20 protein-coding genes are annotated in these 23760 nt (G+C 69.2%); 13 read left to right on the plus strand and 7 right to left on the minus strand.

Annotated elements, in window-relative coordinates; genetic code table 11:
- Positions 1–118: 118 nt before the first annotated feature.
- Together AAFO60_RS15815 and AAFO60_RS15820 are read right to left on the minus strand one after the other, a co-directional pair.
- Entirely contained in the window at positions 119–520 is a 402-nt protein-coding gene (locus AAFO60_RS15815; RefSeq protein ID WP_347957183.1) for a hypothetical protein, read from the minus strand.
- A 2-nt stretch (positions 521–522) separates the two neighbouring features.
- Positions 523–705, minus strand: a complete 183-nt coding sequence (locus tag AAFO60_RS15820; RefSeq protein WP_347957184.1) for a hypothetical protein — start codon at positions 703–705, stop codon at positions 523–525.
- Positions 706–863: 158 nt separating this feature from the next.
- On the opposite strand from AAFO60_RS15820, the gene AAFO60_RS15825 reads away from it, so the two are divergent.
- The gene (locus AAFO60_RS15825) at positions 864–2081 is read left to right on the plus strand and encodes a MalY/PatB family protein (protein WP_347957185.1); all 1218 of its coding nucleotides are present in this window, start codon (positions 864–866) and stop codon (positions 2079–2081) included.
- Positions 2082–2100: 19 nt separating this feature from the next.
- Here the strand turns inward: AAFO60_RS15825 and AAFO60_RS15830 are convergent, their stop codons facing one another.
- Positions 2101–3396, minus strand: coding sequence for a M20 metallopeptidase family protein (locus AAFO60_RS15830; protein WP_347957186.1), 1296 nt, complete (start codon positions 3394–3396; stop codon positions 2101–2103).
- Positions 3397–3692: 296 nt separating this feature from the next.
- Here AAFO60_RS15830 and AAFO60_RS15835 point away from each other — a divergent pair, with 296 nt between their 5' ends.
- Together AAFO60_RS15835 and AAFO60_RS15840 are read left to right on the plus strand one after the other, a co-directional pair.
- Entirely contained in the window at positions 3693–5150 is a 1458-nt protein-coding gene (locus tag AAFO60_RS15835) for a purine-cytosine permease family protein (protein WP_347957187.1), read from the plus strand.
- A 33-nt stretch (positions 5151–5183) separates the two neighbouring features.
- Positions 5184–5864: a cysteine hydrolase family protein gene (locus AAFO60_RS15840; protein ID WP_347957188.1), complete on the plus strand. Its 681-nt coding sequence runs from the start codon at positions 5184–5186 to the stop codon at positions 5862–5864.
- Positions 5865–6520: 656 nt separating this feature from the next.
- Here AAFO60_RS15840 and AAFO60_RS15845 read toward each other — a convergent pair.
- Together AAFO60_RS15845 and AAFO60_RS15850 are read right to left on the minus strand one after the other, a co-directional pair.
- Positions 6521–7900, minus strand: a complete 1380-nt coding sequence (locus AAFO60_RS15845; protein WP_347957189.1) for an MFS transporter — start codon at positions 7898–7900, stop codon at positions 6521–6523.
- Positions 7901–8199: 299 nt separating this feature from the next.
- A complete protein-coding gene (locus AAFO60_RS15850) occupies positions 8200–8844 on the minus strand; it encodes a TetR/AcrR family transcriptional regulator (RefSeq protein ID WP_347957190.1) in 645 nt (214 codons plus the stop codon).
- Between the two features lie 174 nt (positions 8845–9018).
- Between AAFO60_RS15850 and AAFO60_RS15855 the strand changes: the two genes are divergently transcribed.
- From AAFO60_RS15855 to cofC, 9 genes are all read left to right on the plus strand, one after another.
- On the plus strand, positions 9019–10599 hold the full coding sequence (locus AAFO60_RS15855; protein WP_347957191.1) for a class I adenylate-forming enzyme family protein: 1581 nt from the start codon (positions 9019–9021) through the stop codon (positions 10597–10599).
- On the plus strand, positions 10596–11420 hold the full coding sequence (locus AAFO60_RS15860; protein ID WP_347957192.1) for an alpha/beta fold hydrolase: 825 nt from the start codon (positions 10596–10598) through the stop codon (positions 11418–11420). The genes AAFO60_RS15855 and AAFO60_RS15860 overlap by 4 nt, the downstream gene beginning before the upstream one ends.
- A gap of 2 nt (positions 11421–11422) precedes the next feature.
- Positions 11423–12421, plus strand: coding sequence for an LLM class flavin-dependent oxidoreductase (locus AAFO60_RS15865; protein ID WP_347957193.1), 999 nt, complete (start codon positions 11423–11425; stop codon positions 12419–12421).
- Between the two features lie 18 nt (positions 12422–12439).
- A complete protein-coding gene (locus tag AAFO60_RS15870; protein ID WP_347957194.1) occupies positions 12440–13198 on the plus strand; it encodes an SDR family NAD(P)-dependent oxidoreductase in 759 nt (252 codons plus the stop codon).
- Positions 13191–14579 carry an amidase gene (locus AAFO60_RS15875; protein ID WP_347957195.1) on the plus strand — a complete coding sequence of 463 codons (1389 nt, stop codon included), beginning with the start codon at positions 13191–13193 and terminating at the stop codon, positions 14577–14579. The genes AAFO60_RS15870 and AAFO60_RS15875 overlap by 8 nt, the downstream gene beginning before the upstream one ends.
- Complete coding sequence (locus tag AAFO60_RS15880; RefSeq protein ID WP_347957196.1) at positions 14576–15334, plus strand: enoyl-CoA hydratase/isomerase family protein; 759 nt, start codon at positions 14576–14578, stop codon at positions 15332–15334. The genes AAFO60_RS15875 and AAFO60_RS15880 overlap by 4 nt, the downstream gene beginning before the upstream one ends.
- 91 nt (positions 15335–15425) lie before the next feature.
- The gene (locus AAFO60_RS15885) at positions 15426–16244 is read left to right on the plus strand and encodes a MaoC/PaaZ C-terminal domain-containing protein (RefSeq protein ID WP_347957197.1); all 819 of its coding nucleotides are present in this window, start codon (positions 15426–15428) and stop codon (positions 16242–16244) included.
- Positions 16241–18769, plus strand: a complete 2529-nt coding sequence (locus AAFO60_RS15890) for a bifunctional FO biosynthesis protein CofGH (protein WP_347957198.1) — start codon at positions 16241–16243, stop codon at positions 18767–18769. The genes AAFO60_RS15885 and AAFO60_RS15890 overlap by 4 nt, the downstream gene beginning before the upstream one ends.
- Positions 18760–19407, plus strand: coding sequence for a 2-phospho-L-lactate guanylyltransferase (gene cofC, locus AAFO60_RS15895; RefSeq protein ID WP_347957199.1), 648 nt, complete (start codon positions 18760–18762; stop codon positions 19405–19407). Before AAFO60_RS15890 ends, cofC begins: the two co-directional genes overlap by 10 nt.
- A gap of 53 nt (positions 19408–19460) precedes the next feature.
- On the opposite strand, the gene AAFO60_RS15900 is transcribed toward cofC, so the two are convergent.
- Complete coding sequence (locus tag AAFO60_RS15900) at positions 19461–20828, minus strand: MFS transporter (protein ID WP_347957200.1); 1368 nt, start codon at positions 20826–20828, stop codon at positions 19461–19463.
- Between the two features lie 133 nt (positions 20829–20961).
- Positions 20962–22317 (minus strand): 4-aminobutyrate--2-oxoglutarate transaminase, encoded by a 1356-nt coding sequence (gene gabT / locus AAFO60_RS15905; RefSeq protein ID WP_347957201.1) that lies wholly within the window; start codon positions 22315–22317, stop codon positions 20962–20964.
- A 771-nt stretch (positions 22318–23088) separates the two neighbouring features.
- Here gabT and AAFO60_RS15910 point away from each other — a divergent pair.
- Positions 23089–23736 (plus strand): LGFP repeat-containing protein, encoded by a 648-nt coding sequence (locus AAFO60_RS15910; protein WP_347957202.1) that lies wholly within the window; start codon positions 23089–23091, stop codon positions 23734–23736.
- Positions 23737–23760: the final 24 nt, after the last annotated feature.

Below are 23760 nucleotides of genomic sequence, written 5' to 3' on the forward strand. Positions count from 1 at the left end.
GTTGACTACCGTGAGCATGAGGCGTGCCTTTCCGCCAGCGCTGCAACGCTGACTTGATCAAGTGACTACCGGGATCATTCTGCGGGAAGGCACGCCCTCCCAGATCCACAGGTCTTGATCATTCCTCGCCCGGAAGCAACTCGGAGGGCACTGGCCGGAGTCGGTCGGAACGTTCGATTTCGTCGGCGACGTGCATCATCGGCTGCGTGATACTGGCGGGCGGGCAGAACGACTTCGAAATTCCGACGGTGCGGGCCCGACCCGCCCAGGCGTATACGTCCTGGAAGAGGTACCGGTGGATCTCGGCCAGGTACTGCAACCCGTAGGTTCGCTCTCCCAGGACTGCCGGGTTCTCGCGGAGCTCGACGAGTCGGGCTTCAGAGAGGTCGTCCTCGGCTTCCTGCAACTGAATTCGGGCCGTCAAGCCGAGGAGGTTTCTGAGAACAGTTGTCCCTGGGACGAAGTACCCTCGCCACCGTGCATCGTGATCGCCGACTTCCCAGGGATCGGCGTCCGACAACGCTACTCGACTCCGTAGCGTGCGCGTACGCGTGCACTCAGTTCGGCGGCGCTGATAGTGCCCCGGACGTAATCGAGCTGGTCTTTGCGGGTGGCAGGGGTACTCTGCGTGCCTTCGATCTCGGTATTGCGGCGGATGGAGCGGATCGTTCTGGACCTACGCCGCACCTTGTCCAGTTCAGTCACAGCTGGTCACCTCCTCGGACCGTCCATGATAGCGGTGGCCTCTGTCATTCGTCCGTGGCTCGGACGCCTTGCCGGGCATCGAAACCTCTCCGCGACGGACAATGCGATTCCGGCCCGAATCCCTTGCACGCCGCGTCCCGTCGGCGCAGGGTGGGGGCATGAACCTCCCCGGTGCCACGGTCCCGAATCCGCTCGAGCAGTTGACGATCGCGCAGTTGCGGGAGCGGACCAGCATGAAATGGCGTGCGCACCCGGCGGAAGTGCTGCCGCTGTGGGTCGCCGAGATGGACGTGCTGCCCGCCGCGCCGATCGCTGACGCGCTGACCCGGGCCGTCGCCCGCGGCGACACCGGCTATCCCGACGGCGGGACCGGCTACGCCGAGGCCCTGGCCGGTTTCGCCTCCCGGCGGTGGGGTTGGGACGGGCTGGCCGTGCAACGGACGGCGATCGTCCCCGACGTCATGCTCGGGATCGTCGAAGTGCTCAAGCTGATCACCGAACCGGGCGATCGCGTGATCGTCAACGCCCCGGTGTATCCGCCGTTCTACGCCTTCGCCACGCACGCCGGGCGCATCGTGACCGAGGCTCCGCTGACCGAGTCGGGCCGGATCGATCCGGGGGCGCTGGAAGCGGCGTTCGACGACGCCCGCCGCGCGGGCGGCAGTCCGGCCTACCTGCTGTGCAACCCGCACAACCCCACCGGCGCCGTGCACACGGCCGACGAGCTGCGCGCGGTCGCCCGGCTGGCGAACGAGTACCGGGTGCGCGTGGTCGCCGACGAGATCCACGCGCCGGTGATGCTCGGCGCCGCCCGCTTCACGCCCTATCTGAGCGTCGACGGCGCCGACGACGCCTTCGCACTGACCTCGGCGTCCAAGGCGTGGAACCTCGCCGGACTCAAGGCCGCTCTCGCGATCGCCGGACCGGCCGCTGCCGCGGACCTGGCGCGGATGCCCGAGGAGGTGAGTCACGGGCCGAGCCACCTCGGGGTGATGGCGCACACCGTCGCCTTCGCCGACGGCGGCGAGTGGCTCGACGCGCTGCTCGCCGGGCTCACCCGGAACCGCGATCTGCTGGAAAGGCTGCTGGCCGAGCACCTGCCGAGCGTGCGGTGGACGCCGCCGGAGGGCACCTACCTGGCGTGGCTCGACTGCCGCGCGCTGGGGCTGGACGAACCGGGCGGCACCGACGGGCCCGGCATCGTCTCCGACCTGGCTGGGCCGGCACGCGTCTTCCTCGATCGGTCACGGGTGGCGCTCAGTTCCGGGCACGTCTTCGGCACCGGCGGTGCGGGCCATGTCCGGCTCAACTTCGCCACGTCGACGGCGATCCTCACCGAGGCCGTCACCCGAATGGGAGCGGTGGCCGGCGGCTGAGTCGGCGCGGTCCGCAGACTCACGCCCCCGGCGGCGAGACCGCCAGGGCACCGGCGAGGTGATCGACGGCGACAGGGGCGTGCAGGCGCACCCCGACGTGCAGGGTGTCGTCGTCGGCGTAGAACTTCGGGCTGTGGTTGGGGGCCACGCCACGCCCGCCCGGAGTCGGGGAGGGCCGACCCGCGGAGTCGAGGTCGACGTCTTGCACGCCGAGCATGATGTACACGCCGCCGTATGCGTCGATGAACTCGGACACGTCGTCGTAGCCGAGCGTGGGCGGGATCTCGCCGATCCGGTCGCCGACGACCCGGCGCAGACTCGGCATCGCGGCGTCCACCCAGGCGGGGTCGTGCACGACGGCCGGGACCGGCTGGAGGAACTCGGCGGTCCCGGTGCATCCGTACGCCTGAGCGGTGTGCTCGACGGTGCGGGTCAGGCGAGGCTGGACGTCCTCCATCACCGTCGGGGAGAGGACGCGGGCGGTGCCGTAGAGGCAGACGCGCTCGCCGATGATGTTGAAGCGGCCGACGTCCTCGACGTGCTCGATCGAGATCGTGACCGGCTCGGTCGCCGGCACCTGCCGGTACAGCTGGCCGACGGCCTGAATGACGGCGGCGGCAGCCGGCATCGGGTCCACTCCCATCCACGGCGTCGAGCCGTGCACCTGGGCGCCGGTGATCGTGATGCGGACCAGCGCGGAGGCGGCGTACTGGGGGCCGGTCCGGACGGCGACGTGCCCCTTGGGCCCGGGCACGACGTGCATTCCGAACGCCATCGACGGTGCGAACGGGTCGAGCACACCGCTGCGGAGCATCGCCGCGGCGCCGCCGTCCTCCCCGATCGGCGGCCCCTCCTCGGCCGGCTGGAACACGAACAGCACCGTTCCGCCGAGTGACTCGCGGACTCGGGTGAGCACGTGGGCGGCGCCCAGCAGCATGGCTGTGTGGCAGTCGTGCCCGCAGGCGTGTGCGACGGGGAACGGTCCGCCCGGGTAGTTCTCATCGACGACGGTGGAGGCGAAGTCGACCCCGGAGTCCTCCTTCACCGGCAGGGCGTCGATGTCGGCGCGCAACGCGATGGTGCGTGTCCCGCCCTGTCCGCCGCGCAGCACGCCGACGACGCCGTGCCCGGCCACCTGCTCGATCACCTCGTCCACACCGAAGGCGCGCAGCTGTTCGGCGATGAACGCGGCCGTGCGCTCCTCCCGGTTCGACAGCTCGGGATGCTGGTGCAGCCGGTGCCGCCAGGCCACCACATCCGCCTGGATCGCCGATGCCGCCGCGTCCAGCCTGTCGTGGAGATCGTCTGCTGTCATGTCTGCTCCTCCCGTCCCGCAGGCGGATTCCCGGCCCGCTTCCCTTCGATTTTGGCACCGCCCGGGCGACGACGGAAGGTTTCGGTTCGGCCGCTTTGTCGGGATCATCGCTGGTCGCGGGCGGTGACCGCACTCCGGCGGTCCGGCGCAGTAAATAAAAAAACGACGTCACCCTCTTGATTAAATGTGTTCTGTACCACATCATGGAAGCTGGTCACTCCGACCGCTCCTGGTACCGCAGACACCCCCGCTGCCGACCGGCTCGGGATCCGGCCCAATGAGAGATAGAAGGTGCTATGTCGATTCAGAACGACGCAGCGACGCCACCCCCAGCGCAGCTGAACAGCCCCGAAACGGAGCCGTTCTCGCCGCCCGCATTCGACGCGAACGACTTCGCCCGCACCCGAGTTCCCGACGCCGCCAAGCGCGGGGCGGGCTCGGTGCTGACGGTCCTGGTCGGCTTCGTCACCGCCTTCTTCTTCCCTCTCGTCGGCGGACTGTTCCTCATCCAGTACGGCGCGGCAGCCACCTGGATCGGCCTCGTCGCGTCGTTCCTCGTCCTCATCGGATTCGCCCTGGTCGTCACCCGGATCGCATCGCGGGAGGGACTCACCTCGGAGTTGCTGACCCGCGGCGCCGGGTTCGGCACGGTCGGATCGGTCCTCACCACGGTCATCTACGCCGGCACCTTCGTCATCTACGCGGGCACCGAAGGCCAGATTCTGGCAAGCTCCATCGACTTGATCTGGGACCTTCCCAACCTGGTCTGGTACGTGCTCGTCGCGGTGATCTTCCTGCCCATGGCGTGGAACGGCATCCGCTCGATGACCAAGATCCTCGCCTACACCCTGCCGATCTACTTCATCCTGCTGATCGTCGCGATCGTGATCGCATGGCGGCGGTCGGGCGGCATGCCCGCGGGCATGTTCGACGCGATGCCCGCCGGTGCGACCGGCGGCCTGGTCGGTGTGCTCGGCGTGATGGCAGCCCTGGCGGGCACCATCGGCATCAACCCGTTCGAGGCCTCCGACTACAACCGGTTCATTCGGGCCGAGGACTTCAAGAAGAAGGCCTTCGTCTCGGTGGTCGTGCCCTATCTGCTCCTGTTCTTCATCGCGATGCCGATGGGCATGTACTTCACCCTGTCGACCGGCAACTACGATCCGGCGATCTACTTCGTCGGCCTGCTCGGACTGTTCCCGGGCGTGGCGCTGGCCTGGATCTCGCAGATCCGCGTCAACCTGACGAACCTGCACGTCAGCTCCGTGGCCTTCACCTCCGCCTCCGAGACGACCGGCGCACGACCGCTGACCCGCCGCTTCTGGCTCGTGGTGGTGACCCTGATCAGCATCGGGCTGATGGCGTCCGACGTCATCGGCAACCTGACCACGTTCCTGGAGTGGACCGGCATCTTCCTCCTGTCCTGGCTCGCCTGCGTGGTCGCCGACATCGTCGTGGTGCGCGGTGCCCTGAAGATCGTCACCGGGCCGGTGGAGTATCGGGGGGAGCACCTGCCGCGGTTCAACATCGTCGGCGTCAGCGCGCTGCTCGTCGCGACCGTCTCGGGATCGCTGATCTGGCTGCTCGCCGAGAGCCCGATCCTGACCAGCCTGGCGGCGTTCATCAGCTTCGGAATCGCTTTCGTCGTTCATGTCGCGGTCGCCGTCCTCACCAAGGGCCGCACATACTTCGCCGATCCGACAGATCCTCGGATCGCCGCCAACAACGTCGCCGTCCGCGACAAGATCGGATAACCCGGCGCCCGCCGGAAGCCCCTAGGAGTTCCTGTGCACCACACGTCGATCGACCCCGCGATCAGGGAGCGGTACCGCTCCCTGAAGGGCAGGGAGTACTCGTTCGATCACATCGACCCCGCTCGCACCGCACACCTGGTGATCGACATGCAGAACGGGTTCGTCGCCGACGGTTCGGTGTTCGAAGTGGCCACAGCGAAGTCGGTGGTTCCGGCGATCAACGCGGTCAGCCGACGACTCCGGGAGACCGGTGGTGCCAACTACTTCTTCCAGTACACGACGACGTCGGCCGACGATTGGAACGTGTACTACCGGCAGTTCCAGAATCACACCTCGGCGGACTTGCAGGTCGAGTCCTTCCAGTCGGGCAGTACGGGCCACGCGCTCTACCCGGAGATCGAGGCGGAGGAGGGCGACACCGTCGTCGAGAAGAGTCGTTTCAGCCCATTCGTTCAGGGTTCTTCCGCAGCGCTGGAACTGCTCACCGCGCGGGGCATCGACACGGTGATCATCAGCGGAACGCTCACCGACTGCTGCTGTGCCTCGGCCGCGCGCGATGCGCAGCAGCTCGGGTTCAAGGTGATCTTCCTGTCCGATGCCACCGCGGCGCTCACCGATCACGAGCACAATGCGGCGATCGACACCCTGGCCGCGTGGTTCGCCGACATCCGCACTGCCGACGAGGTGGTCGAGCTGCTCGGCGCGTCGGCCTGACCGCCGCCCTCGACTGAGAGTCCGCTTCCACCGATGATTCGGTGGAAGCGGACTCTTCGCTGTTCCGGATGGTGTCGGCGGGTGGGACGTGTCGCGGCCGGCCGCCTGAGTCGGTTGTCCGGTGTCGTCGTAAGCAGGATGCTCATCGTTCACCGGCGGCTATGTGCCGGCGGTGGGTGGTGAGCGTGCTGTTTTTAGGGGTGTTCGGGGGTGGTCGCCGGTTCGGGTGCGCGGGTGGGGTTGCGGTGGAGTGGTCGGTCGCAGGGCGCCGGGCTTCGGCGCTGTCCCGGGTGGTGTCGGCGGGTGCGGGCGCATCGCGGCCTGGTCGGTCGCAAGGGTGCGGTTCTTCGGGCTCGTCCGGGGCGGTGTCGGCGGGTGGGGGCGTGTCGCGGCCGGCCGCCTGAGTCGGTTGTCGTCCGGTGTCGTCGTGAGCAGGATGCTCACCGTTCGCCGGCGGCTATGTGCCGGCGGTGGGTGGTGAGGGTCCTGTTTTCAGGGGTGTTCGGGGGTGGTCGCCGGTTCGGGTGAGCGGGTCGGGTCGCGGGTCGAACCGAACCGAACTGAACCTCGCCGCCGTCGAGCTCCGGCCCGACAAGACGGCTCAGCGGCCCGGGATCTCCCGGGCCGCTGAGCCGTCTTCGTGATGGGTGGCGAGGTCAGTCGAGCTTGACGTCCTTGGTCTCCGGCCCCATTCGGGCACCCACCAGAATCAGCAGCGCGCCGATGACCAGCAGGACCGCGCCGGTGTCGTTGAACGACATGAAGTTGCCGAGTCCGGCCTGGTAGAAGGCGTAGAACGAGGGGATCACCACGGCGAGGCTGTAAGCGAGTCCGTAGCCCGACGCCCGAACGGAGGTGGGGAACCGCTCGTTGATGTAGGCCGGGAGCACCGCCCACGGGCTGATCACGACGATCACCAGCAGGATCGTCGCGGCCACCGCGACCCCCGTGCTGTCGGTCCGGACGATGAGCAGAAGAAGACCGGTTCCCGCGACCGCGATCAACGTCGCAGCGCCGATCAGGAAGCGGCGCCTGCCGATGCGTTGGCTGAAGACCGCCGCGGCGACGTCGACCGCAGCGAGGAGCAGGTAGGCGACGACGAGGGTCAGGGTCACCTGCCTGCTGCTCATGCCCACGCCGCTGCCGCCGAGCAGCAACGGCAGAGACGCGGCGACCGGCTGCAACGAGAGCCAGAAGCCGTTCATCAGGATGAAGACCTGGACGAACCGGATGGCGTTGTCGCGCTGGAGCAGCTCGCGCAGGGGCGAGCGCTTGGCGGCGCCCGCGTCATCGGCGGCCTTGGTGAAGACCTCGGACTCGGTGACCGAGCGGTGGAAGTACAGGACCGAGGCGAACGACAGCAGCGCGCCGATGACGAACGGGATCCGCCATCCCCACTGCGCGTACATCGAGTCGTGGCCGTCGGAGGACATCGTCAGCAGCAGCGAGAGGGTGATCACGGAGACCGCCGCGTAGGCGAGGGGGAAGCCGGTGTTGATGATGCCGCTGTACAGGCCGCGCTTGTGCGGCGGCGCGGCCTCCATCGCCAGGGGGTTGGCGCCGGTGTACTCGCCGCCCAGGAAGATGCCTGCGAGGAAGCGCAGCAGCACGAACATGACCACGCTGGCGACGCCGATCTGATGGAAGCCGGGCAGGCACGCGATGAGTCCGGTGACGACGCCGGCGCCGGTCATGGCGATCATCGTGGTCCGTTTGCGCCCGGCCGTGTCGGCCAGCCAGCCGAAGATCGCCGCGCCGATCGGCCGGCCGACCAGGGTCGCGGCGAACATCGCGCCGCTGACGACGGCGATGCCCGCGGCGCCCAGGTCGTCGGCCACGAAGTAGCCGATGGCCGGCGCGAGGGCGACGATCGGCAGATAGATGTCGAACAGGTCGACGAAGAAGCCCAGCCAGGCGCCGATCAGGGCCTTCTTCGCGGTCTTGGGATCTCGGGGCCGCTCCGGCGCGGCGGCGTCGTCGACGATGTGCGCCGCATCGTCGAGCGCTCCGGTGGAACTGAATTCGCGCGTGGTCATTTCCCTGCCTCTCAAATGCGGCGCGGGAGAGCTGAGCGTGTCCTTCGCCCGGCGAGACTGCGCGACTGAGCCGATGCGGGCACAGTGCGACAGTTCGAGTGAGGGGAAGCGGAGCCGGGTCGAGAGCGTGTCCGTGCACAGCGCCTCGCCGCGCCTGGGGGTCAGTACCGAGTCGGCGATTCCGGTGTGCGACCGGACAACGCCTCGGTACCCACATCCTGTGATGTGGGCCACGCAATGTCAAGAGGGTGACGTCGCTTTTTCTTAAACCTTGCGGGCGTCGCCGGCGGACGCGCTGGTCAGGCGGGTGTCACCGCATTCACGCCGGGCGTCGCGGGGGCGAAGAAGGTGGCGTACCAGGCGTGGGTGACGGTATTGGCCGCCGACTCGACGTCGATCGGCGCGTCGTGTCGACTGTCCTGGGCGAACCAGACGTACGCCGACTGCTCGACCATGCACGCCATCGCCTCGGTGGCCAGGTGGGCGTCGACGCCGCCGATCTCGGTGATCCCATGCACGGAGGCGAGGGCCTTCATGAAGCGGTCGATGTGTCGCGCCCGCATCTGCCACCAGATCTCCTGGAACCGCTCCTCCACCTGGGCGGCCTGGATGAAGGCCCGCATCACGTACCGGTTGTCGCTGTACATCTGCAGGTATCCGCGGTTGGCGGCCAGCAGGACGCCGAAGGGGTCGTCTGCGAAGTTCACGTCGTGCGAGGTGCTCGCCTGGTAGAGGTGCTCGTGGAGGTCGGCGATGACCTGCGCAAACAGGTCCTCCTTGTTCTTGAAGTAGCGGTAGAGGCCGCCCATCGAGATGCTTGCTTCCTCCGCGACGTCGCTCATGCGCGCATTGACGTAGCCGTCCCTGGCGAAGACGGTCCGGCCTGCGTTGACGAGATGCTCGTGCGTACGTCGGCCCTTGGGCGTGGTCGGCTGTGCTGACACGGAAAGCTCCCCTAACTCCCTGGACTGCCCCAACCGCCTGCGAGCGAGGTCGGGACCTGGTCATGCTGATCGTAACCGGGAGCCTAATCGTCTCACACTAAAAAAAGCGACGTCACTCTCTTGACTGTGTGACCTACAAGGCACATACTCTGAAGTGTGAGCAAAGCAACGGCAATGAAGCAACGCACTCCACGCGGCGCGAGCGTCGGACCTGATTGCGACCGCGAAACCGCCCCGGAGACGATCGAACGCCTCGAGGCGAGGTTCGAGCGGCTCGTCGCCGCCGGGCCCGACCGCCTGGCACTCGTGGACGAGAAGGGCGTCCGCCTGACCCGCGCCGACCTGTGGGCGAGGTCGGGTGAACTGCTCGACAAGCTGGTCGCCGAGGGTCTTCGTCGAGGCGATGTGATCACCATCTGCATGCCGAACACCGCCGAATGGCAGGTCGCCTTCCTGGCGGCCCTGCGCCTGGAGGCGATCCCGGCGAGCATCCCGATGTCCAGCGACCGCGCCGCCCTGGCGCACGCCTTCGACCTGGTCCAGGCCCGCGCGATCATCGCCCCCGAGGCCCACCGCCGCCACCGCGTCGGAGAGTGGGTCCGCGAACTCGCCGAGGGGAGCTCGCGCATCGCGTCGACGGTGATCTACGCGGCCGACGGGCAGCCGACCCTGCAGACGTACCCGGGCGACGACCTGCCGCCGGCGGTGCCGCCGATCGTGGACCACCTGATGTTCACCTCCAGCACCACCGGCATGCCCAAGGCCGTCATGCACACCACCGGCACCCTCGCCGCGGCCAACGACTCGGTGATCGAGCGTTTCGGCATCAGCGAGGACACGCCGATCTTCATGCCGTCCCCGCTGGGACACAGCGTCGGCGCCTGGCACGGCGGCCGGCTCTCGCTGTACAGCGGGGCCCCGCTGATCCTGCAGGACCAGTGGGATCCGGTTCGGGCGCTGGAGATCGTCGACGAGCAGCAGTGCGCGTTCACCGCGATCGCCACCCCGTTCCTGAAAGACCTGGTCGACGCGCCGTGGCCGGCCGATCGGGTGAAGCTGTCGTCGATGACCACCTGCCTGTGCGGCGGTGCTCCGGTGCCGCCGAGCCTGCTTGAAGCCGCGACCCGGCAGGCGCCGAGCACGTTCGTCACCGTGCTGTGGGGCATGACCGAGGGCACCGGCACCACCTGCACACCGCAGAGCACGCAGGCGCAGCTGGTCGAGACCGCGGGGACCCCGCTGTCGGACATCGAGCTGTCCATCGCCGACCCCGACGACTCCGGCGCCGGCGAACTCCTGATGCGCGGTCCGGGCGTGTTCATCGGCTACTTCGGCCAGGATGATCTCTACCGCGAGCTCATCACCGACGACGGCTGGTTCCGCACCGGCGACCTCGCCCGGATCGACGCCGACGACTACCTGCATCTGACCGGCCGGCTGAAGGACATGATCATCCGCGGCGGGGTCAACATCTCGCCCAAACCCATCGAGGACCTCATCGCCGCGCACCCGGCGGTCCGCCGGGTCGCCGTCATCGGCGAATCCGACGACCGTCTCGGCGAACGCATCTGCGCGGTCATCGTGACCGCGGGGGAGGCGCCGTCGAAGGACGAGTTGAACGCCTGGCTGCGCGAGCAGGGGCTGTCGGAACGGAAGCTTCCGGAGAGTCTCGTCGTCGTCGACGAGATGCCCGTCACCGCCGTCGGCAAGATCCGCAAGGCCGTACTGCGCCGAATCCTGGAGGAATCAGCATGAGCACCGCAACCACCACGAGCACCGTCGTGACCGTCGCCGACATCGACGTCTCCTACCACAAGGCGAGCAACCCGGTCGGCGACGCCGACACCCCCGTGGTCCTCATCCACGGGCTCGCCGAGGACAAGTCGAGCTGGCTGGCGACGCAGGAAGCGCTCGACGACGTGACCACCTACGCCTACGACCTGCGCGGCCACGGCCAGAGCACGGTCGGTGAGGCCGACGGCACCCTCGCCCAACTGGCGAACGACCTGGTCGGCTTCCTGGAGGCCGTCACCGGACCGGCGGTCCTGGTCGGCTTCTCGCTCGGCGGCACCATCGCCCTGCAGGTCGCCGCCGACCGCCCCGACCTCGTGCGACGCCTGGTCGTCCTCGGGACCTCGTCGGTGGTGGGCCGCTCGGCGGTCGACTTCTACGCCCAGCGGATCGAGCAGGCGCAGGACACCTCGACCGCGGAGTTCGCCTCGGCGATCCGCGACGACACCGCCGCGGCGCTGGTGACCACCGACCGTCTCGACGAGATCACCGCCGCCCGCCTGCGGGCCATCGGCGAGGGCGGCGGCTACCGGAACGCGGCCCGCGCCATGGCCGCGCTCAACGGGGCGCCGCTCACCGACACCCTGGCCGACATCGGCATGCACGTCGACGTCATCGGCGCCGACAACGACGCCTTCTGCCCGATGAAGGCCGCCCAGATTCTGCTCGACGGACTCCCCGACGCGACCTACCGCGAGATCCCGCGCGCCGGGCACCTGATGAACGTCGACAACCCAGAAGCAGTAGCCAGCGCACTGCGCAGCACCGTCACCGGAAGGAAGTAGTCATGGATCGTTGGGGACTGTCAATGGGAGTGAGCCCGCGCGAGCCGCTCACCAATGTCACCGAGCTGGCTCGTGCCACCGAGGCCAACGGCTTCGAGGCGATGTGGTTCATCGACTTCCAGCTCGGCATGAAGGACGTCTACGCCGCGATGAACATCGCCGCCCTGGCGACGGAGAACCTGAACATCGGTTCGGCCGTCACCAACCTGATGACGCGCCATCCCACCGTCACCGCTAACGCGACCGCGGCGCTCGACGAGCTCAGCAACGGTCACGCGATGCTCGGACTGGGCGCCGGATGGTCGGCCGTCTACGGCGCGGGCGGAGTCCCGTCGAAGCTCGGCGATCTATCTGCGGGCATCGACGAGTTCCGCAAGCTGTTCACCGGCGAGGAGCAGGAGCTGTACGGCACCAAGGTCCGCCTGGCCACCGCGCAGCGTCAGATCCCGATCTACATGGCCGTCTCGCAGCCGGGACTGCTCCGATTGTCGGGCGAGAAGTGCGACGGCGCGATCCTGATGGGCGCCGCCGATCCCGAGTTCGTCAAGTGGCAGCTCGACTTCATCTACCAGGGCCTGGAGAAGGCCGGCCGGGACCGGTCGGAGCTGACCATCGACCTACTGGTCACGATGAGCGCCGACGACGACGAGGAGAAGGCGTTGTCGGACGTGCGGGCGTGGGCCACCAGCCAGGCGGCGACCTTCGACGTGTGGAAGCGGATGCCGCCGGCCTGGGAGCGCTTCCGTCCCGAGTTCGCCGTCGCCAACTCCGGGTACCACCTGGTCGATCACCTGTCGCGGCACGCCGGCCACAAGCAGGTCGTCAGCGACGAGTTCGTGAAGTCGGTGGCGCTCGCCGGATCGGTCGACCACTGCGTCAGCAGGCTGAAGGAACTGTGCGCGCTCGACATCGACCGCATCACCTTCGCGCTGCTCTCGGGCGGTCGCCTGAAGCACATGGACAAGATCGCCAACCAGATCATTCCGGCCGTCAACGCCTGAAACCCGTTAGGAGACAACATGAACGACCGTCAAGTAGCCGTCGTCACCGCCGCCGCGGGTGCAGGCATCGGCGCCGCCATCGCTCAGCGTCTGGCCGCCGACGGCATCGACGTCGTCGTCACCGACGCCCATGAGCGCCGCTGCAAGGAGTTCGCCGCGAAGCTGTCGGAGCAGCACGGCCGCGACTTCCTGGCGCTGCCCCTCGACGTCACCGACGAGGAGTCGATCGTCGCCGCCACCGAGACGGTGATGGCGGAGAAGGGGCGCCTGGACATCCTGGTCAACAATGCGGGCTGGTCGAAGATCGAACCCGTCGCCGAGATGTCGCTGGAGACCTGGCAGCGCTGCATCGACGTCGACCTGACCGGCACCTTCCTGTGCATGCGGCACGCGCTGCCGCACATGGTGGCGGCCGGGCGCGGCTCGATCGTCAACATCAGCTCCATCGCCGCCTACGAGACGTCGACCGAGCACGGTGCCGCATACTCGGCCGCCAAGGCCGGCGTCCTGGCGCTGAGCCGGGTGGCGGCCGCGGAGAACGGCAAGCACGGGATCCGCGTCAACGCGATCACCCCCGGCCTGATCTACAACGACTTCCTCCGCAAGATCTACCCGGACGAGTTCTTCAACGGCTACGCCGAGAACCGCTCGCTCGTCGGCCGGATCGGGCAGCCCGAAGACGTGGCGAACCTGGTCGCCTTCCTGTCCTCCGACCAGGCCGGATACATCACCGGCGAGGTCTACGGGGTCAGCGGAGGTGTCTTCCCCCATGCCTGAGGACATCACGCGGATGTCGGTCGCCGACCTGGTGTCGGCATACCGGAGCAGGGACCTCAGCCCGGTCGAGGTGACGCAGACCTTCCTGGACCGCATCGACGAGGTCGACCCGCACCTGCACTCCTACGTCACCGTGACGGTCGACCTGGCGCTGACCCAGGCGGCCGACGCCGAACGCCGCTACCGGACGGGCGAGGCCGTCGGCCCGCTCGCCGGAGTCCCGACGGCCGTCAAGGACGCCTTCCACGTCGCCGACGTGCCCACCACGCTGGGGTCGGCGGTGCACCGCGGGCAGGTGTCCAAGCACGACTCGGGCGTGGTCCGACGACTGCGCGAGGCCGGCGCCGTGTTCCTCGGAAAGACGAACACCGCCGAGTTCGGACAGTCGGCGACCAGCGAGAACCTCCTCGGGCCGGACACCGTCAACCCGTGGGATCCGGCCACCACCCCCGGCGGCTCCAGCGGCGGCACCGCCGCGGCGATGGCTGCGCGCCTGGCCACGATCGGTATCGGATCCGACGGCGGCGGCTCGGTTCGCATCCCGGCGGCCTTCTGCGGGATCTACGGATTCAAACCGACCGTCGGCCGCTGCCCCGACGAGAAGGGCTTCCGCGGGATGACCGACTTCGTCGCCCCCGGGCCCATGACCAGCCGCGTCGCCGACGCCCGGCCGGTCGTCAGCGTGCTGGCGGAGACGTCGATGCGGCCCGAGCAGGTCGGTGCGCTGCGGATCGGCTACTGCCCCGCGCCGGAGGGCCGTCCCGTGCATCCGGGCGTCACCGCCGCGATCGGGCGGTTGGCGGCACTGCTCGCCGACCACGGCCATCGAGTGACCGAGACCGACCTCCCGATCGGCGGGTGGAACGAGATCTTCGGGCCGCTGGTCCTGGAGGACGAGCACCGCGAACGCGGGCATCTGCTCGCCTACGCCCCCGACGACCTCACCGGATACGAGCGGTCGTCGTTGCGGGCGGCGCTCAAACTGGAGTCGTCGGCCGTCGAGAACGCTCGGCGGGGCCTGGCCGACTACCGGCGGCGGATCGACGGTCTCTTCGAGGAGTTCGACATCCTGCTCACCCCGACCGTCGCCGTCCCGGCGTTCGAGCGGGGCAACCGGCCGACGCACATCGACGGCACGGCCGTCGACCACCTGTGGGGGGCGTTCCCGTTCGCGGTCCCGTTCAACGTCGGCGGTGTGCCCGCCGCGTCCGTGCCGTGCGGCTTGGCCGACGGCCTGCCGGTCGGCGCTCAGCTCGTCGGCCGGGCCGGGGCCGACGCGCTGGTGCTGAACCTGTCGCAGCAGGCGGAGGAGGCGCTGGCCTTCGACGTCTTCGCCGCGGCCGACCGGTACAGCGGATCGGATCTGGTGTCGGCACCATGAGCGGAGTCGAGGTCGCGCGGGTCGGCGGGGTCCTCCAGGTGATCCTGGACGCACCGGAGCGCCGCAATGCGCTGTCGGCGGCGATGCTCGACTCGCTGGTCGGCGCGATCGGCGCTCCCGGCGAGGACGTCACCGGCATCGTGTTGACCGGCAGCGAGACGACGTTCAGCGCCGGCGCCGACTTCGCCGACCTCACCGGCACCAGCGCCGACATCGGCTACGACGACCGCGTGAGCGCGGTCGCCGCAGCCGTGGCGGCCAGCCGGGTCCCGGTGCTCGCGGCACTGGAGGGCCCCTGTTTCGGCGCGGCCGCCCACCTCGCGTTGGTCTGCGATGCACGGATCGCCGGCGACGGCGTCTACCTGTCCGTCCCCGCGATCCGGCTCGGCCTGCTGTACAACCCCGACGCGATCGCCTGGCTCGCGCGGCACTATCCGCGAGACACGATCCGGCGGTTGTTCCTGCTGGCCGAACGATTCGACGCGAGCGAGGCGGCCGCGGCCGGACTGGTGTCGACCGTGGTCCCCGCGGGCACCGCCCGCGACCACGCCACGAAGCTGCTGGCGTCGATCACGCCGGCCGCCCGCGACGCGGTCGCGGCGACCCGGCGACTGCTCGACGATCTCGACGCCGGAGACCCCGAACGGTTCGACGCGGCGCAGTGGCAGCGTCGGCGCCGGGAACTGCTCGACTCACCGGAGCGGGCGGCGGCGATCGTCGACGCGAAACGGCGCCACACCGTCGCACCTCGATGAGGCCCGAAGGCAATCCAGCCCGCAGCACAGCGGGCGCACATGACAGTTCACCGCAGTGACATCGCACTGCACATGAGAAGGCGGTCAATCGATGAGTACTGATCTGGCAACGCTGGCAGACCTCGCCGGCACCGATCTCGGCAGCCACACGGCCCGCTACGACGACACCGCGGCCATCCTGTACGCCCTTGCGGTGGGTGCGGCCGAGGACCAGTTGGACCTGGTCTACGAGCGGGATCTGCGGACCCTGCCGAGCATGGCGTGCGCCCTCGGCCTGTGGGCGGTCGAGGCGGCCGGGCGGCTCGGCGCCTATGACGCGACCAAGTCGCTGCACGTCTCACAGCAGTTGGTGATGCACGGTCCGATGCCGCGCAGCGGTGAGATCCCGATGACCGCGAAGGTCGCCGCAGTCTACGACAAGGGCAAGGCCGCGCTGGTCGAGATCGCCGTCGAATCGGAGCTGTTCTCGCTGACCTACGGCATCTTCCTGCCCGGGATGGGCGGTTGGGGCGGTGACCGCGGCCCGTCCGCCGCGCGCGGCGAGGCACCGGAGTTCACCCATCACACCGACTATCCGACGTCCACCGCGCTGGCGGCCCTGTACCGGCTGACCGGCGACCGCCATCCGGTGCACATCGACCCCGAGCTGGCGGCGTCGAACGGATTCGAGCGGCCCATCCTGCACGGGCTGTGCACCGCCGGGATCACCGCGCGGGTGATCGCCGAACAGGTGGGCGCGCACCCGGCCGAGCTGACCGAACTGTCGTTCCGACTCTCGGCGCCGGTGCTGCCCGGCGACACCCTGCGCATCAGTTCGGGCGGCGAGCCCGCAGACGTGCAGTTCACGACCGCGGTCGGCGACCATACGGTGCTGGCCGCAGGCAGCGCCCGGTTCGGTACGCGGGCATGAGCGTGCGCCGCGTGCTGAGGCGGGCCGACGACGGCGTCACCCTCAACGCCGACGAGATCGCCGAACTGCTCACCGCACGCGGCGACGATCTCGCGAGACTGTGCCGTATCGCCTCCCGCCTGCGCGACACGGGCCTGGCCGCGGCCGACCGGCCGGGAGTCGTCACGTACTCGCGCAAGGTCTTCATCCCGGTCACGCGCCTGTGCCGCGACCGGTGCCACTACTGCACGTTCGCCACCGTCCCCGGCCGCGTGGAGAGCCCGTACCTGCCGATCGACGAGGCGGTCGCCATCGCGCGCCGCGGCGCCGAGCTGGGCTGCAGGGAAGCCCTCCTGACCCTGGGCGACCGGCCCGAGGACCGGTGGTCGGCGGCGCGGGAATGGCTCGACGCGGCCGGCTACTCCTCGACGCTCGACTACGTTCGGGCCGTCGCGATCCGCATCCTGGAAGAGACCGGCCTGCTCCCGCACATCAACGCCGGCGTCCTGTCGTGGGAGGAGATCGCGCGGCTCAAACCGGTCTCGCCGTCGATGGGCATGATGCTCGAGACCACCTCGACACGCCTCTGGGAGGAGCCCGGCGGCTGTCACTTCGGCTCGCCCGACAAGGACCCGGCGGTCCGGCTGCGCTGCCTGGACGACGCCGGCCGGTCGTCGGTGCCCTTCACCACCGGCATTCTGATCGGGATCGGCGAGACCCTGACCGAGCGCGCCGAGTCGTTGCTCGCCCTGCGTCGCACGAACAGGCGGTACCGCGGGATCCAAGAGGTGATCGTTCAGAACTTCCGCGCCAAACCCGACACCGCCATGGCGAACGCCGCCGATGCCGAACTGGACGATCTGGTCGCGACCGTCGCGGTCGCCCGGGTGGTCCTGGGCCCCGCGATGCGCATCCAGGCGCCGCCCAACCTCATCGACGACGAGTTCGACCGGCTGCTCGCGGCCGGCATCGACGACTGGGGCGGCGTCTCACCCCTGACCGACGACCATGTGAACCCGGAACGACCGTGGCCGAACGTCGACGACCTGGCCGAACGAACCCGCGAATCCGGCTTCCAGCTGCGTGAACGGCTGACCGTGTACCCGGAGTTCATCGGCCGCGGCGACCCCTGGCTCGACCCGCGCGTCGCCGGACACGTGGCGGCCCTGGCCGACGACGCCGGCCTCGCCGATCCCGCGGCGGTGCCTGCGGGCCGGCCCTGGCAGGCGACGGACGCCGCGTGGGCGTCGGCCGGGCGCGTCGACTTGAACCGCACCATCGACACCACCGGCCGCACCGGCGACCGGCGGGTCGACTTCGACACCGTCTACGGCGACTGGTCGGCGCTGCCCGACACCGGCGAGCGCCGACTTCCCGAGCGGCTCCCGTCGGAGACGAGGGCCGCGCTGCGCGCCGCCGACGTCGACCCGACGCGCCTGACCGATGATCAGGCGCTGACCCTGTTCCACGCCGACGGCGCCGCCCTGGACGCGCTGACCCGCATCGCCGACGACGTGCGACGCGCCGTGTGCGGCGACGACGTCACGTACGTGGTGAACCGCAACCTCAACTTCACCAATGTCTGCTACACCGGCTGCCGGTTCTGCGCCTTCGCCCAACGCGCCGGCGACGCCGACAGCTTCACCCTCTCGCTGGAGGACGTCGCCCGACGCGTGGTGGAGGCCGAGGAGTCCGGCGCCACCGAGATCTGCATGCAGGGCGGCATCCACCCCGACCTGCCCGGCACCGCCTACTTCGACCTCGCCCGCACAGTGAAGCGCGCTGCGCCCGGCATCCACCTGCACGCCTTCTCGCCGATGGAGATCCTGAACGGCGCCTCGCGGACGAACCTCTCGTATCGCGAGTTCCTCGAAGGGCTGAAGGACGCCGGCGTCGACTCGATTCCGGGGACGGCCGCGGAGATCCTCGACGACGAGATCCGCTGGGTCCTCACCAAGGGCAAGCTGCCTGCATCGTCCTGGATCGAGATCGTCGAGACCGCGCACCGAGTGGGTCTGCGTTCGTCGTCGACGATGATGTACGGCCACGTCGACGAGCCGCGTCACTGGCTGGCGCACCTGCGGACCCTCGCCGCGATCCAGGACCGGACGGGCGGGTTCACCGAGTTCGTCGCCCTGCCCTTCATCCACCAGAACGCCCCGCTGTACCTGGCGGGCAAGGCCCGCGCCGGAGCCACCGCGCAGGAGAACCGGGCCGTCCACGCGATGGCCCGACTGCTGCTGCACGGCCGCATCGACAACATCCAGACCAGCTGGGTCAAGTTGGGCGACAACGGAACCGGGCACATGCTGCAGGGCGGAGCCAACGACGTCGGCGGCACGCTCATGGAGGAGACCATCAGCCGGATGGCAGGCGCCGACAACGGCTCGTCCCGCACCGTCGCCGAGATCCGCGAACTCGCGCACGCCATCGGCCGACCCGCCCGGCAGCGGACCACCACCTACGGACGGGTCGAGGACGGCGCGCAGGCCCGTGACGTCGAGGCCATCCGGACACCGCTGACCCTGGTGTCGACATGTCGATGACCTCCGCCGACAGCTGGTCGGTGATCGTGCCGATGAAAGACCTGACCAGGGCGAAGTCGCGGATGGGCGAGGCGTTCGGCGACCGCCGCGAACTCGCGCTCGCGATGGCTCGAGACACCCTCGAGGCGATCGCGTCGGCTCGGCGCGTCGCGCAGGTGCTCGTCGTCTGCGACGCACCGGGCGACGTCGCGCGGTTCGCGCGCGGGCCGGTCGGGGCGATCGCTCGGCCGGGCCTGGGACTCAACGAGGCGATCGCGGCCGGCGCCGAGCATCTGCGCGCGGGTTCGGCGCGTGACCTCGCAGTGCTGCCGGGTGACCTGCCCGGGCTCAGACCCGCCGACCTCGACCGGGCGCTGCTGCTGGCCCTCACCTACCGCTCGGGTGTCGTCCCGGATCGGCTCGGCGTCGGCACCACCCTGCTCACCGCCCGCCGCGACACGGACCTGGTGCCCCGATTCGGTGAGGGATCGTTCCGCCGCCATCTCGCCGCGGGCGCCGTGGAGCTGATGCTCCCGGCCGAATCCGGGCTGCGCTCGGACTTCGACCGCCCGTCGGATGCACACGAGTTCGCCGGGATGCTCGGGCGACGGACCCGGAAGGTCCTGCGGCGGGAACGACCGTCGGCCCTGGCGGGCTGAGGGCGCGCACCGATCTCGATCAGACCGCGGACCCCGGCAGCCCGGCCGAGCGCTCAGGACTGCTTCGTGGTGGGGCGCCGCATCCGCAGCTGATTCGCCACCAGCGCGACGAAGACGATCGTGCCGCCGACGGCAGCCGCCCCCAGCGACGAGGTGATGCCCTCGGTGCCCGGTCGGGCGGCCAGCACGGCACCGGTCACGGCGGCGCCGAGTGCGCCGCCGACGGTGCGGAGCACCTGATTGAAGCTCACCGCGCTGCCGACCTCGAAGACCGCGACGTTGCGGGCGATCAGTGCGGGCATCGCGGCGTAGGCCGCGCCCATCCCGAGGCCGAACAGCGCCATGCCGAGCAGGATCTCCCAGAGCTCGTCACTGGTGAACCACAGCATCAAGGCGGCGACGGCCATGATGCCCGCGCCGACCGGGAGCATGGCCGTCATCGCACCGGGTCCCAGCCGTCGCACGATCCGGTTGCCGGTGAGGCTGCCCGCCGACAGCGGGAGCATGACGAATCCGGCCCAGAACAGCGGAAGACCGATGCCGTATCCGGTGGCGGCGGGGGCCTGCGCGATGATGCTCGAGATCGACAGGCTCATGTACAGGGTGGCGCCAAGGCCGATCGCGGTCGCATTCGCCAGGAAGACGTCGGGCGTCTTGAAGACCCGCAGGTTGATCAGCGGATCGCGGCTGCGCAGCTCCACGACGATCCAGAGCCCGAACGCGATGACGGCGACCGCCGCGAGGCCGACCGTCGGCGGCGAACCCCAACCCCAACTCGGTCCCTGGCTCACCGCGGTGAGCGTCGCGGCGAGTGCCACGCTGAGCAGCACCGTGCCGGGCACGTCGAAGTGGCGACTCACCGCGCCGGCCGCAGCGTTCGGGATCAGCTTCCACACCACCGCGCCCGCGGTCGCCACGAAGACGGCGGCGAACCAGAAGGCGAAGCGGAAGTCGAACAGGCTCGCGAGCACGCCGGTGAGCGGATACCCGATGCCCAGACCGGTCGCGACCGTCACCGAGAGCGTCGAGATCGCCGGGTCGACCTGCGGTCTCGGCAGGTGCCTGCGGGCCAGGACGATGGTCACGGGCACGATGCCGTAGGACAGTCCCTGCAGAGCTCGTCCGACGAGGAAGATCGCGAAGTTCGGCGCCACGGCGGCGATCACCGACCCGGCGAAGATGGTGCTGAGCGAGATCAGCAGCAGTCGGTGGGTGTGCGGACCGTCGCTGAGACGACCCATCACGGGGGTGACGATGGCGCCCACCAGCAGGTTGACCGTGAGCATCCACTGCGCTGAACCGACCGACACGTCGAGGCCCGCGGCGATCGACGGCACCAGCAGCATGCCGAGCGAACTGACGATCGACGTCGTCAGGGCGGCGTAGACGAGGGCCGGGAGGAGGCTGCCGGGTCGGGACAAGGATCCTCCGATCTGGCGAGCAGGCGCGGGTGACGGACGACGGGGCCAGCGCCGGCGCCGTATTCCCAGATCATATATTATATTGCAGACGAGTGTCGGTCCTTGAGGCGCGGCGTCCCGGACCGACAAGCGGTCAGCGAAGGTCTCGGATGGCCGATTCGAGGACATCGAGTCCGTCGTCGAGCAGCTCGTCGGGGATCACGAGCGGTGGCAGCAGCCGGATGACGTTCCCGTAGGTGCCGCAGGTCAGCAGGATCACGCCGTTCGCGAGTGCGGTCGCGATGATCTGCGCCACCGCCTCCGGATTCGGTTCCCGGGTGCCCGGTCGGACGAACTCGACGGCGAGCATCGCCCCGCGACCGCGGATCTCGCCGATGATGTCGGTATCGGCCGCGATCGCGCGCAGGCGGGCCATCGCCCGGTCCTCGATGCGCCGGGCGCGGGCGCAGAGGTCCAGTCGCTCCATCTGATCGAGCGCGGCCAGCGCGGCGGCGCAGGCGACGGGGTTGCCGCCGTAGGTGCCGCCGAGTCCGCCGGCGTGGACGGCGTCGATCAGGTCGGCACGGCCGGTCACCGCCGCCAGCGGCATGCCCGCGGCGATTCCCTTCGCGAGAGTCATCAGATCGGGCACGACGCCCTCGTGGTCGCTCGCGAACCAGGCGCCGGTGCGGGCGAAGCCGGTCTGCACCTCGTCGGCGATGAACACGATGCCGTTGTCCCTGGCCCAGCCGACCAGGGTCGGCAGGAAGCCGTCGGCGGGAACGATGAAGCCGCCCTCGCCCTGGATGGGTTCGAGGATGATCGCCGCGACGTTGGTGGCGCCGACCTGCTTGTCGATCATGCTGATCGCCCGCCGAGCCGCCTGCTCCCCGGTGATCGGCGAGCCGTCGTGATTGAGTCCCTCCCGGAACGGATACGACATCGGCGCCCGGTACACGTCGGCGGCGAACGGGCCGAAACCGCTCTTGTACGGCAGGTTCTTGGCGGTGAGCGCCATGGTGAGGTTGGTGCGCCCGTGATAGGCGTGGTCGAAGGCGACGATCGCCGTGCGTCCGGTGGCACTGCGCGCGATCTTCACGGCGTTCTCCACCGCTTCAGCGCCGCTGTTGAACAGGACGGTGCGCTTCTCGTGCGTGCCCGGGGTGAGGGCGGCCAGCCGTTCGGCGACGGCGACGTATCCCTCGTACGGGGTCACCATGAAACACGTGTGAGTGAAATGCGCCGCCTGCTCCTGCATCGCCGCCACGACCGCGGGATTGGAGGCGCCGACGCCGGTCACGGCGATCCCCGAGCCCAGATCGATCAGCGAGTTGCCGTCGACGTCGACCACGACGCCGCCGTCGGCGTCGGCCACGTACACGGGAACAGCGGAGCTGACGCCGGCCCCGACGACGCGCTTGCGGCGTTCGGTGAGGGCCTGCGAAGCCGGTCCGGGCAATGCGGTGAGCAGCTGTCGTCGTTGGGGGAGTCGATGGTCGATACCGGTCACGGGATTCTTCCTTCGGTCAGTGACCGCGTCGTGTCCTCGATGGCGGAGTGCGGCCGCTGATTCGAGTATGGAAGGTCGTGCCGACTTGCGGCTGAGGTCGGGCAGATCCGGCCGTCGCCCCGGCCCTGTCCGTGCCGCTCTTGCGCGTACTGCTCCGTTTCGGTCGGCCGTCGCAATGGCAGGGCGAACCCTGCGATCATCGCGCTCCCATTCGGTGCTTGCCCCCGGTTCGTCTTCGACGGATGCGACGATTCGATAACGGTGGCGGGCGGTCGCAAGGACGACCGCCCGCCACCGTCGGTCTCGTCGCACATGTGGGTGCGCGAGGAGACCGGAGCATTGCCCGGCGCCGACATCGTCGGGATTCATCTGTCGTCGATTCCACGGGCAAGGCCCGTGTGTTCCGAGTGAGCGGAACACGTGGCTACCGTACAGCAAACTGATGAAGAGGTCGGAGTTCGGCCGCCTGAAATGCTTGTGAACTGCGATGATGTGCGTGGAGTCGGCCGCTGGCGGTGGCTGCGTTGTCGTGGACGGCAAGCTCTGGGCGGCAGCGTCTTTCATGCGTCGAATGGTAGAAATGACCGAATACTCGACGATTGCCGAACTGCGACGATAATGACATGCGTTTCCCGATTCGAATCATTCGACATCTGACAAGAAACCCTTGTGGTCCATTCATATTTTGTTACTCTCCGAATCGGACTCATGTTCAGTCATGCGCCATGAGTGAATGCGATTGAGTTCTCAAAACAATCGACAGGGGAGATCATGGGACATCAGGTTCGACGTGCAGCTGCGGTCACGGCGGCCTTGGCCTTGACGGGATCGGTGATCGCGGGGTGCAGCAACGACAACTCGGGTGATGCGGCCTCATCAGCCACGTCAGCCATCGGCTCGGCGGCGTCGGCCGCGGGGTCGGCCGTCGAGTCGGCGGCCTCCGGCGCATCGGCTGCGGTGTCGTCCGCCGTCGCCGGAAACGCCGAGGTGGCGGCCGCCGACGGTTCCAAGGTGACGCTGACCGGCGCGATCGCCAAGAAGTACAACGATGCGACCGAGAAGCAGCGCACCGACCTCGGGAAGGCGCTGGCCGGCCCCGAAGCCTCGGGGAAGAGCGCGAACGGAGTGATCTTCCAGCAGTTCGAGGGCGGCGTCATCACCGCCAAGAACGCCGACGCGCCCGCGTACATCACCTGGGGCAAGATCCGCGACGCCTGGAACGTCAAGCGGGACGCCTCCGGAACGCCCGCTGCGGACGGCAAGGGCGGATCCATGGGCCCGCTCGGCGTGGCGACCAGCGACGAGACCGATGAGGGAGCCCTGAAGGTCTCGACCTTCGAGCACGGCAAGATCACCTGGGACTCGAAGACCGACAAGGTCGAGGTGACCGTCGACGGCAAGGTCGTGCCGGCGAAGTAAGTCCCGGCGGGGCGTGCGGGGTCT

Source organism: Gordonia aichiensis (assembly GCF_039946255.1).
In the GTDB taxonomy this organism is placed as follows: Bacteria; Actinomycetota; Actinomycetes; order Mycobacteriales; family Mycobacteriaceae; genus Gordonia; species Gordonia aichiensis_A.

Coding starts and splice junctions, on each gene's coding strand:
- AAFO60_RS15875 (WP_347957195.1), top strand. CDS start 13,191: ATGCCTGAGGACATCACGCGGATGTCGGTCGCCGACCTGGTGTCGGCA.
- AAFO60_RS15880 (WP_347957196.1), top strand. CDS start 14,576: ATGAGCGGAGTCGAGGTCGCGCGGGTCGGCGGGGTCCTCCAGGTGATC.
- AAFO60_RS15910 (WP_347957202.1), top strand. CDS start 23,089: ATGGGACATCAGGTTCGACGTGCAGCTGCGGTCACGGCGGCCTTGGCC.
- AAFO60_RS15825 (WP_347957185.1), top strand. CDS start 864: ATGAACCTCCCCGGTGCCACGGTCCCGAATCCGCTCGAGCAGTTGACG.
- AAFO60_RS15890 (WP_347957198.1), top strand. CDS start 16,241: ATGAGCGTGCGCCGCGTGCTGAGGCGGGCCGACGACGGCGTCACCCTC.
- AAFO60_RS15855 (WP_347957191.1), top strand. CDS start 9,019: ATGAAGCAACGCACTCCACGCGGCGCGAGCGTCGGACCTGATTGCGAC.
- AAFO60_RS15835 (WP_347957187.1), top strand. CDS start 3,693: ATGTCGATTCAGAACGACGCAGCGACGCCACCCCCAGCGCAGCTGAAC.
- AAFO60_RS15870 (WP_347957194.1), top strand. CDS start 12,440: ATGAACGACCGTCAAGTAGCCGTCGTCACCGCCGCCGCGGGTGCAGGC.
- AAFO60_RS15885 (WP_347957197.1), top strand. CDS start 15,426: ATGAGTACTGATCTGGCAACGCTGGCAGACCTCGCCGGCACCGATCTC.
- AAFO60_RS15860 (WP_347957192.1), top strand. CDS start 10,596: ATGAGCACCGCAACCACCACGAGCACCGTCGTGACCGTCGCCGACATC.
- cofC (WP_347957199.1), top strand. CDS start 18,760: ATGTCGATGACCTCCGCCGACAGCTGGTCGGTGATCGTGCCGATGAAA.
- AAFO60_RS15865 (WP_347957193.1), top strand. CDS start 11,423: ATGGATCGTTGGGGACTGTCAATGGGAGTGAGCCCGCGCGAGCCGCTC.
- AAFO60_RS15845 (WP_347957189.1), bottom strand. CDS start 7,900: ATGACCACGCGCGAATTCAGTTCCACCGGAGCGCTCGACGATGCGGCG.
- AAFO60_RS15830 (WP_347957186.1), bottom strand. CDS start 3,396: ATGACAGCAGACGATCTCCACGACAGGCTGGACGCGGCGGCATCGGCG.